Annotated in this window: 7 protein-coding genes; 3 read left to right on the forward strand and 4 right to left on the reverse strand. The window is 61.5% G+C overall.

The window, feature by feature from the left end:
- The first annotated feature begins 197 nt into the window (after positions 1-197).
- Positions 198-1,325: a succinylglutamate desuccinylase/aspartoacylase family protein gene (locus LDL37_RS16400; RefSeq protein ID WP_290799981.1), complete on the forward strand. Its 1,128-nt coding sequence runs from the start codon at positions 198-200 to the stop codon at positions 1,323-1,325.
- A gap of 611 nt (positions 1,326-1,936) precedes the next feature.
- On the opposite strand, the gene LDL37_RS16405 is transcribed toward LDL37_RS16400, so the two are convergent.
- The gene (locus tag LDL37_RS16405; protein WP_290799982.1) at positions 1,937-3,088 is read right to left on the reverse strand and encodes a hypothetical protein; all 1,152 of its coding nucleotides are present in this window, start codon (positions 3,086-3,088) and stop codon (positions 1,937-1,939) included.
- Between the two features lie 351 nt (positions 3,089-3,439).
- Between LDL37_RS16405 and LDL37_RS16410 the strand changes: the two genes are divergently transcribed.
- Both LDL37_RS16410 and LDL37_RS16415 read left to right on the forward strand, forming a co-directional pair.
- Entirely contained in the window at positions 3,440-6,088 is a 2,649-nt protein-coding gene (locus LDL37_RS16410; protein WP_290799983.1) for a TonB-dependent receptor, read from the forward strand.
- A 22-nt stretch (positions 6,089-6,110) separates the two neighbouring features.
- Positions 6,111-6,974, forward strand: a complete 864-nt coding sequence (locus tag LDL37_RS16415) for a tyrosine-protein phosphatase (RefSeq protein ID WP_290799984.1) — start codon at positions 6,111-6,113, stop codon at positions 6,972-6,974.
- Between the two features lie 179 nt (positions 6,975-7,153).
- Here LDL37_RS16415 and LDL37_RS16420 read toward each other — a convergent pair whose 3' ends face one another.
- The 3 genes from LDL37_RS16420 to LDL37_RS16430 all read right to left on the reverse strand — a co-directional run.
- Positions 7,154-8,035 carry a hypothetical protein gene (locus LDL37_RS16420; protein ID WP_290799986.1) on the reverse strand — a complete coding sequence of 294 codons (882 nt, stop codon included), beginning with the start codon at positions 8,033-8,035 and terminating at the stop codon, positions 7,154-7,156.
- 8 nt (positions 8,036-8,043) lie between these two features.
- Positions 8,044-8,943: a phosphodiester glycosidase family protein gene (locus tag LDL37_RS16425; protein ID WP_290799988.1), complete on the reverse strand. Its 900-nt coding sequence runs from the start codon at positions 8,941-8,943 to the stop codon at positions 8,044-8,046.
- Between the two features lie 53 nt (positions 8,944-8,996).
- The coding region (locus LDL37_RS16430; RefSeq protein WP_290799990.1) for a TonB-dependent receptor at positions 8,997-10,000 on the reverse strand (1,004 nt) is incomplete at its 5' end.

Raw genomic sequence — 10,000 nt, forward strand, 5'->3', positions numbered from 1 at the left:
GCGGTATGACAAAAATCCCCTCAACTTCCTTGCCGCTGTCAAGATTTTAGCCTCTCGCATCTGGATCAGAGCGTTATGAGTCTACGGCCTAAGCGAATTTAGCGTTGGCGTTAAGGCGCATTGACGTCATATGCGGCCAATGGACACCGCAGCGGTGCAGGGCTAAGGTAAGCGTCGGATCAGTCTGGATTGCCCGTATGCGCTCACGTCTTTTTAGCCTCGCTGCCCTCGCCCTGCTCACACTGGCCACGCCGCTTTCCGCGGCCACGACCTATACCGGCGACCGCATCGACGGCGTGAAGGTCGTTGACAGGCTGGAGGTCGCGGACCTGCCCGCTGGCAAAACCCGATTGTGGTTCCGCGTACTCGACACCTCTATCGGTCAGGGCTGGTACATTCCGGTCGTGGTGATCAAGGGCGCGAAGCCGGGGCCGAAACTGCTGCTCACCGCCGGCATCCATGGCGATGAACTGAATGGCATTGCGGTGATACATACGCTGGCGGAAACCCTAAGCCCGGACAGCCTCAGCGGCACCATCGTGGCCATTCCGGGGTTGAATACGCCCGGTCTCCTGCATTCTACGCGCGGCTTTACCTCTGACGTGATCGGCACCGGCGGAGACAATCTTAACCGCCTGATGCCCAGCGTACCCCATCCCGATGAAGCGACAGGCAGCCCGGCCACGCGTTACGATCATCGCATCTGGACCCAATTGTTTGTCGGGAATGCCGACTTCGCCGTTGACCTCCATACCCAGTCGCGGGGGACCACCTATCCGGCCTATATCTTCGCCCAGACGGGCGAGGCGCGCAAAATCGCCGACGCTCTGAAACCTGATGTCATCAATATGGACCCCGGCGTCGATGGGGCTGTCGAGAACATGCTGAACGCCATTGGCGTACCTGCCGTGACCTACGAACTGGGCGCGCCCGAAACCTTTGACGAGCCGATGATCGCGCGCACCCTGTCGGGCCTGCGCAATCTGATGATCACACGCGGTATGCTGGCGGGTAAGGCCGAAGGACCGGGCAAGCCGTTTGTCGGCAACGCAATTGGCAATGTCAAATCGCCGAAAGGCGGCTGGGCCCGCCTCAGGGTGAAGCTGGGTGATACGGTCACGGCCGGACAGCCTCTGTTCACCGTGCACAACCCCTTCGGTGACACAGTGGCGACGATCAATGCCCCCCGTGCGGGACAGGTTCTTTCCCTGGCGACCGATCCTCGCATTGAACCCGGCGATTGGGTGGTGCGGCTCATCTGGTGGGACGACACGCTGCCCTGCAAGGCTGATGGCTGTCCTCCCGGACCCTTCCCCGCGGAATGAAGCACGACACCCCACCGTCGCTCGCCGTCCCTCGTACGCATTCGGAGGCCATGCCTGGAGGCATGGCGCCCCCCATATCTTGCTTTTTGGCTGAAAGGCCCGAAATCTAATGGGGTTTTGAGATAAGCGCGTTTGTATTAAGGGTCATTGAAAAAGACCCTTGGTACTGCATTCGAGAATGGCTCATGTCACTGATAGAGCAAGGAATGCTCTTTTCTTCAGCCTCTGGGATGCAGTCGGCATCTTCGGCTAGGGTATTAGACGGGTAGATTTCGCCGCTCATACTGACCACATATCGTGGGGCCTTGCCGAACGGATCACGGAGTCTGTGTGCGCCATTTGGGGTATCGCAAAATAGGCGCTGGCCGAATTACCAGCCGCGCTTGCAGAAGTCGCGGCGATGCCCGCCGGTCCAGGGGACATGCTCAAGGTCTTTGCGGCAGAAATCACTAACCGGGCACAGACCGTCGGTAACAATTCCCGAATAGACGGCGAGGCTGTGCCTGATGAAGCGCCTGGGCCTGAGTTCGGTGCGTCAAAGTACGATCAGGGCCAAAAAGGCGGATGACGGAGCGCCCACTCGTCGAAGGCGCCGAGACACGTCCCGATGCCTATGCGGATACTTTCAGTATATCGAGCACCATAGACAAGTGCTGGTGAACCGCCTGCGCGCGCTCAGCAGAGGTCATGCCACGCAAATCACGCCCCAGACCCTGCAACCAGGTTGAGACCAAGGCGGCCGTCTGCCTGTCTGCCGCCGCACCCTCGCGCGGCAGACGCCTGAGTGTCAGGTAGGTGGTCTGACCGCGTGTATAGCGGATCATCGCCCCTACGCCGGACAGGTTCGGGTCGCGCGCCGCCTGCGATACCAGTTCCTCCATACCGCGCATGTGGTTCTGCGGCTGCGGATTATCGAAGAAATGCGTCATCACCGCCATGAAGTTGGCGCGCCTTACCGTTTCTTCTGCGGAGGGTGGCGCCGTATCGTTGGCATCCGGACGGGTCAGGCGAGCATAGATGGCCGCCCACGCTGCCCCCAGAAGCGCATCGCTGGAAGAGAAGTGATAGGTCGTCGCCCCCAGGGTCAGACCCGCCGCTGCCGCGGCTGCGCGATGCGTCACCGCCGCCGCCCCTTCACGCTCGACCAGATCGGCTGCCGCTTCGGCAATCTGGGCCTGCACGGACCCCACCACCAGAACGGCCGGTGCATAGCGACAAACTTCGGTCTGTACACAGGCGCGCAGAGGCGTGGTCCCGGCCTCCCCGCTCAGCAACAGGCGTAGCCAGCTCACGCAGCTTTCCGCCAGTACGGCCCGATCCAGCGCCGGTCGCCAGATCAGGCGGTGCATGAAGGCCTCGCCGTAAAAAAAGTGCCGCATCAGCGCGCTGTGAGCCGAAAGGCCGGCGCGGGCGCACAACGCATCGAAGAACCGTGTCCACAGCGCCTGCCACTGCCGCGCGGCATCGGCGTAACCAGGGTCCCGCCCGGCCAGCAGCAGGCATTCGGTCCACGCAAAGGCCAGATCCGCCGCCTCCGTGCACCACGCCTCGATCAATCCGGCCAGGATGTGTGCGAAGGACTCTCCCTGCGCGACGGACAGGTCCAGTGGCGTTAAATCCATCAGACGGGCCTCGCACCACTGGCTGGCGGCTTCGATGGCTTGCGCCTGGGCTGAACATAACATCTGTTCAAACCCACCAAAATAGTAATTGATCTGAGAGGCTTGCACGCCCGCCCTCTGCCCGACGAGACGCGCACTCATCTGCGCGCGACCGTGGCTGCGCCACATCCCCCCCACGGCCTGTAACAGCCGTTCAGCCGCCGAGCCCTGCGATGCACCCGACTCTAAACCGCGCAAGGAACCGCTTACCCCACTACCTTTGCCTTCGGAGGCCGGCTTCAAAACCCGCCTCAAACCCTGAATTGTCATTCTAACGCCAATCCTACGCCAATACGTGTCGTCTATAGACCGTTTCGCAGCCCAAAAGCCACAGTCGTTTTATGAAATACGTGTGTGGATACGGGCGTTGCAAATGCTTCATATAAACGTTCAAATTTTTACATACAAACGTTCTAACTGACCCGCTATCGACGATTTAAACCGGGGCCAGTCATGTTCACTTCTTCTCCAAACCGCATCCGTGCCGCCGCTCTGGCGGGTTTGTCCACCCTGGCGCTGGGCGTCGGTCTCAGCGCGCACGCCCGTGCAGAGGATCAGTCCGCGTCTGATACAGCCCCGGCACCGACCGAAGACGGGGTGACCGAAGTGGTGGTATTTGCGCCTCTGCGTGACTCTCAGGCTGCCGCCCTGCGCGAACAGCGCAATGCCGACAATCTGGTCAGCGTCATCGCTTCGGATACGGTCGGCCGCTTTCCGGACCAGAACTCCGCTGCGGCCCTGTCGCGCCTGCCCGCCGTCGCCGTTCAGCGAGACCAGGGTCAGGAGCGCTACATTCAGGTGCGCGGCGCGCCCAACCGCTGGACCAGCGTATCGTTTGACGGCGTGCCGGTGATCGGGGTGGACGAAGGCGGTTCGGGTCGGGCCTTCCGTTTCGATGCGGTTCCGGCCGTCATCCTGCAATCGCTGGCCGTCAACAAATCGCTGACGCCCGACCTGCCTGCCGAGGCTGTGGTCGCGCAAATCGACCTGCGCACCTATTCGCCATTCAATCGCAAGGGCTTCGACGTTCAGGGCGAAGCCGGCCTCGGTCAGATGGAGCTGGGCGGTGGCGAGCAACGCCAGGGCTCGCTGCGCGGCACCTGGTCGAACGGCACCTTCGGTGTGATGGCCGCCGTGTCGCATTATCGCCGCGAACAGGTGACCGACAACCGTGAATTCTCCTATGACAGCAAAGGCATAGCCACTTTCGACGCCCGCAACTACCTGCTGGTTCGCGAAAACAACGGCGCGTCTCTGGGCTTTGAGTGGCGTCCGGCCGAAGGGCACGAGCTGTTCCTGAAATGGGTATCGTCGGAATTCAAGGACGACGAAGAACGCAACCACTACACCTTCCAACTGTCGAGCGCCCTGTTGGGCACGCGTACGGCCACGGGTGGCGATCTGGTTGGCGTGCCTGTGCGCTCGACCACCGAATTCGGCGAATACCGCACGAAGAACGAACTGACGACCTTGGGCGGTGATCACAGCTTCAATGAGGGCTGGAACCTGAGCTGGCGCGCCAACGTCACCAAGATGACGAACGACACCTATCTGCCGCTGCTGCTGCAGAACCAGATGCTGAACCCCCTGCTGCGCGCCTCGCTCAGCTACCGCGTCGATGACCCCAACTTCCCGACGGTCAGCCTGTACAAGACCGTTTCGGGCCCGACCGCCGGCACCTATGCCCGCGGTGAAGCAATCAAGACGCTGGATCAGGGCGCCTTCGACTTCAATATCGGTCTGCCGATCATCTCGAACATCAAGGCTGATAGCTGGACCTTCAAGAGTGATCTGACGCGCGAGATGGACAACTGGACCTTCAAGGGCGGCTATCAGCACGATCACCGCGAGATCGAAGGCAATACGATGAATCAGCCCACCGTGCTGCTCACCGCCCTTTTGCCTCGTATCGGTCAGAGCGATCTCAAGGCCGCCAACTATGTAACGGGTAAGGCCTGGGACACGGGCTTCCCGCTCGGCATCACTCTGAACTACCTCGACAACAAGAAGCTGCGCACGGATTTTGAGGCCTCACTGGCCAAGCTGGCCGCCGCCGGGCTGTATAATCCGGCCACCATTATCGACCCGACCAGCCTGTATGACATCACCGAAAACCTTGGTGCGGTCTATGGCATGGGCAAGTATAGCTGGGCCGGCGGTCAGGTCGTCTTTGGCGCCCGTGTCGAGCACATGAAGCAGCGCATCGCCGGCTTTACCAAGTCGGGGACGAGCGTCACGCCGCTGGTGGTTGATAATAACTATACGGACGTCTTCCCCAGCGTGAACGCCAAGTTCGACCTGTCGGAAAAGCTGGTCGTGCGTGGCGCGATCCAGCGCGGCATCGCGCGCCCGTCCTTCGGGGCCATCCGCACCGGCGCGTCGATCAATGACACTTCGACGCCGGGTACGATTTCAGGCGGCAACCCGTATCTGAAACCGGAATACACCTGGGGCGGCGACGCCTCCCTGGAATATTACCTGTCCAGCGACAGCGTGGTGTCGGCTGGCGTCTTCTACCGCAAGGTGGATAATGTCCTCTACGACTCCAAAACCCGGATCACCGACGATCGCTATGACGCGAACGGCGTGGACCGTACGGGCTACGACTTCACCTCGACCCTGAACGGCAGCAACGGTAAACTCTATGGTCTGGAACTGAACTATCAGCAGACCTTCCAAACCCTGCCCTCACCCTTCGATGGGCTGGGCTTCAGCGGCAACCTGGCCCTGCTGGACGGCGAATTCGACACACCGGCACGTAAGGGCGCGCCCTTCCCCGGCACGTCGAAGACCATCGTCAACACCTCGGTCTCCTACGAAAAGTACGGCGTTTCGGCGCGTCTGTCTTACCAGTGGCGCGACGACTGGGCCGACACTCTGGGCGGTCTGGGCCTCGGATCGGGCGGCGACGAATACCGCAAGGCCTATGGCAATCTCGACCTAAGCCTGCGCTATGCCCTCAACAAGAACCTCACCCTGTTCGCCGACGCCTCCAACCTGACCGACGAGACCTATATCGCCTTTGAAGGCGATGAGAGCCACCCGTCCGAAGTCGAGCAGATCGGCCGCCGTTTCATGGCCGGCCTGCGCTTTAACTACTAAATCTAAGGACAAAGAACATAAAATGAAAAAGCTTTTCCCCTTGATGGCGCTGGTGGCTCTCACCACTGCGCCGATGGCCCCGGTGGCCTACGCCGAGACCACCGCCGCCGTGGCCACCCCAAGTCGCCTGATCCCTGTCGAAGGCAGCAACAATTTCCGCGATATCGGCGGCTACAAGACCGCCGACGGCCGTGAAGTGAAGTGGGGCATCCTGTACCGCTCGGCCGCCATGAACCGCATCACTCCGGCCGGCTTTGCGCAGTTAAAGGCACTGGGCATCAAGACCAATGTCGATTTCCGCGCCACACAGGAACGCGCCAGCGCCCCGGCCGTGTGGCCCGCCGAGATGAAGGTCGCGGTCTATTCGCAGGACTATGACATGGACATGACGCCCTTCATGGCCTTTTTCCAGAAGGGCAATGTCACCGCCGAAGAGACCCGCGCCATGATGGCGGGCTTCTACGCCGATGCGCCGTTCAAGTTTGCGGGCCAGTATAAGCGCCTGATGCGCCTGATCCTCGACGGTGAAACCCCGCTGGTCTATAACTGCTCGGCGGGCAAGGACCGCACCGGTGTTGCCACGGCCCTCATCCTGACGATCCTGGGCGTGCCGCGCGGCACGGTGACCGAAGACTATCTGCTGTCCAACCGCTACTACACCCCGGACATGCCCAAGGCCGGTGAAAAGGAAGACCCGATGATGGCGGCCTTCCGCCGCCTGCCGCCGGACGTGGTTCAGGCCCTGATGGGGGTCGATGCGCGCTATCTCGACGCCGCGTTTGCCGCCATTGAAGCCCGTGAAGGCGGCTGGGAGCGCTATGTACGTGAAGATTTGGGCCTCAGCGCCGCCGACGTGGCTGCCCTGAAGACGCGCCTTTTGATGTAACCGAAAGCGTTAAAGTGGGGGGCGCTCAGCTTGGATCGTCCCCTATTATCTTACGCTACCCTGCACACCTTTCGGCGTGCGCATTAAACCGGAATGATTTCTACTGGAGTCATTCCGTTCAGCCACCATTGCGGCGCCAGCCAAGGTGGCGGATTACGTAATCAATCCAGACGCCAACCCTAAAACCGGCGGGCGTCCGGGTGATCCAGGCGAACCTCGGGAATCTCAAAGGCCCGGATGACGCCCTTGGGGCGGCTGATCGCATATAAACGGCGGCTCTTGACCGTCTTGTCCCAGACAAAGGCCTGGCCCTCTGCGGCGATGTCGATGGTCGCCAGATGGATCAGAACCGGCCCCAGACGCGGCTTGGCCAGCACATAAAGCTCGGTGCGGTCGTGCCCCAGCAGATAGAGCAGGCCGTCCGGGCCGATACCGCCACCGGAGGCCGCATGGGGAGCCATGCGTGCCTGAACCGCGTCAGGGATCAGCCAGCCGCCCGTGCGTCGCCACTGCGCGTCATAGGTGACAATGGCGCTGTAGCGGCTGCTCTTGAACCCCGTGCCGCCCTTCTCGTCATAATGGGCAAAGCCCGCCATATAGCCGCCCCGATAGGGCTCGAAAAAGGTCAGAGAGCCTTCGTCCAGCAGCCCCAGACTGTGGCTGCGTTTATGGGTCATGGTGCGGGCGTCGAACACTTCGACCGAAGACCCCATCGGTACTTCGGGAAAGTTGGAATTGGCGCACCACAGTTCGTTATGGGCCGCGTAGCACGAATTGATGTGGCGGATCGGCCCGTTGCGCGGGCTGGTCCAGCGGGCGACCAGCGTCCCGCTCTGCTTGTCATACTTGCCGATGATCGAATTGACCACCGCATAGACGTAGCGGCCATCGACCGCCACGCCCTGACGGGCTTCCGGGGCAGGATATTCGCGGATCAGCCTGGCCGTCCCGGTCTGCACCACCGGCGGCGTCCACTCTTCCAGCTTCGGGAAGCCGCTCGATTGAGCGGCCACGGGCGATACCGTCAGGGTCAGCAGGGCGGCAAGGGCGATAGCGCGCATATCAGGCCTCATTTCAACGGCAGGGCATAGACGGCGATGTGATTGGCGACCGGACGCTCGCGCCCCGGTACGCCCGTATGGATGGGGCGGTTCAGCACGTCCGGCATGTGGTTGGTCCCTTCTCTGACAAGCGTCGAGGAGCCGCCGCCATCCAGATTGATGGCGTCCGCCGCGCCGAGCGCCACAAACAGGTCCGTCAGTTCTGTGAGGGTCGCCCCTTCGCTATAGCCCTTCTGGCGACCATCGACCACCACCAGCCAGGCGGTGCGACCATCTGCCGACACACCGATGGCGGTGCGCGGAGCGCGGGTCATGGCGTAGTTGTTATCGAAGGCCAGAAAGCTCTGCGCGTGCCGGTCGCTGAGCAGGCGCGGCCCCGCAGCGACGGCGTCGGTTTGCCCCGCCGGGCAGACCTGACCCTCGCGGATCAGCACCTGCGCCGCCTTGAAACAGACGATTGAATTGACGCGGATATCGAGATCGGTTTCGACCGGCGACACCGGCTGGCCATGCGACAGGGCGGCACCGGAGACGTTAACCGGGTCGCCGCTCTTGGGGTAATAGTCATCCGCCCCCTTGCTGCCGCCCGCAAAGGGCAGGAAGTAGCTGGCATTGATCACGATCTGCGCCCCGGAGCGGCGCTGATATTCGCTGGCCGTCAGGGCGACGTGTTCCATGCCTTTCGAGCGGTCGCCCGGCGTCACCTCAAAGTGCAAACCCGCCCGCGTCAGGTCCAGCGTCACAATATGCGCCACCATGGGCTCATTGCCGCCCCTCACTCGCTTCTCATAACGGACGCCGTCGAACAGCGGCCTAGCGGGGGCTTCGAGGCTGAGCGGCGGCAGGGGTTCGGCCTGAACCGCCGCGGGGATAGACAGCAGCAGAAGCGCCGCAAGAACAGATTTCATATTTTGAACTCACAATAAAGAAGCGGACAGGCCGAAGCCTGTCCACAGCCTGCCTATTGCTTGAAGGCGACGCCCAGCCAGAACTGGCGACCGAAATAGTTAAGGTCACGCACCCCGTACTGATCGTAGTTTTCGCGATGCTGGTCCGTCAGGTTACGGATTTCGCCGATGATCTGATAGCGGCCCAGAGAATAGCGGGCGGTAAAATCGACCTGCTTCCACGCCTTGTCATAACGGTTGGTCGAAGGGTCCGTCGTTGAGAAGGAGGTGTAGCGTTCCCCGGTATAGGCATAGGAGACGCGCGCCTTCAGCGGGCCGTCTTCGTAGAAGAGCGCGACATTGGCCTGATGCGCCGGCTGACGGTTGAGACGGTCGGTACGCACGCCGTTGGGAAGATCGGCACGGCCGTGCAGGCGGGTATAGTTGGCCGATGCCCCGAAGTTCCTCAACAGACCCGGCAGAACATCGAAATTGTTCTTGATCACGCTGAATTCCAGACCGGAAATGGTGGAATTGGCCACGTTCTGCGGCTGGGTCACCGTATATTCGGCCCCGTCAATGATCGTCTTGCCGAGCGTTATCGAATAGATTTCATCCTTCAGGTCTTTGGCAAAGGCCGCGACCGAAATCATGCCCGCCTTGTTGGGGAAGTAGATTTCCAGCGCCGCATCGTAGTTTTTGGCCTTGCGCGGCTTCAGGTCGGGATTGCCGCGTGACAGGGTCAGGCTGCTCGCATTGAGACTTTCATTGGTGCCAAGATCGGAAGGGTTGGCGCGACCAATGGCCTCAAAATAGGCCGTGCGGAACTTGAGGTTCGGCAGGATGGTGTAGCTGAAGACCACCGAGGGCAGGAAGTTGTCATACGTGCCCTTGCGATTCAGCGGCGTGACCGTGTTGCCATTGACGCGATAGCCATTGACTTCGGTAGCCGTATCCTCGTAGCGGCCGCCAAAGATCAGGCTGTGGCGTTCACCGGCGTGGCGCAGTTGTACGTAAAGCGCGTCAACGCCTTCGGTCACCACATAGTCATTGCTGATGCGGTTGAGCGCCGTGGTGG

It is taken from the genome of Asticcacaulis sp., from assembly GCF_020217185.1.
In the GTDB taxonomy this organism is placed as follows: domain Bacteria; phylum Pseudomonadota; class Alphaproteobacteria; order Caulobacterales; family Caulobacteraceae; genus Asticcacaulis.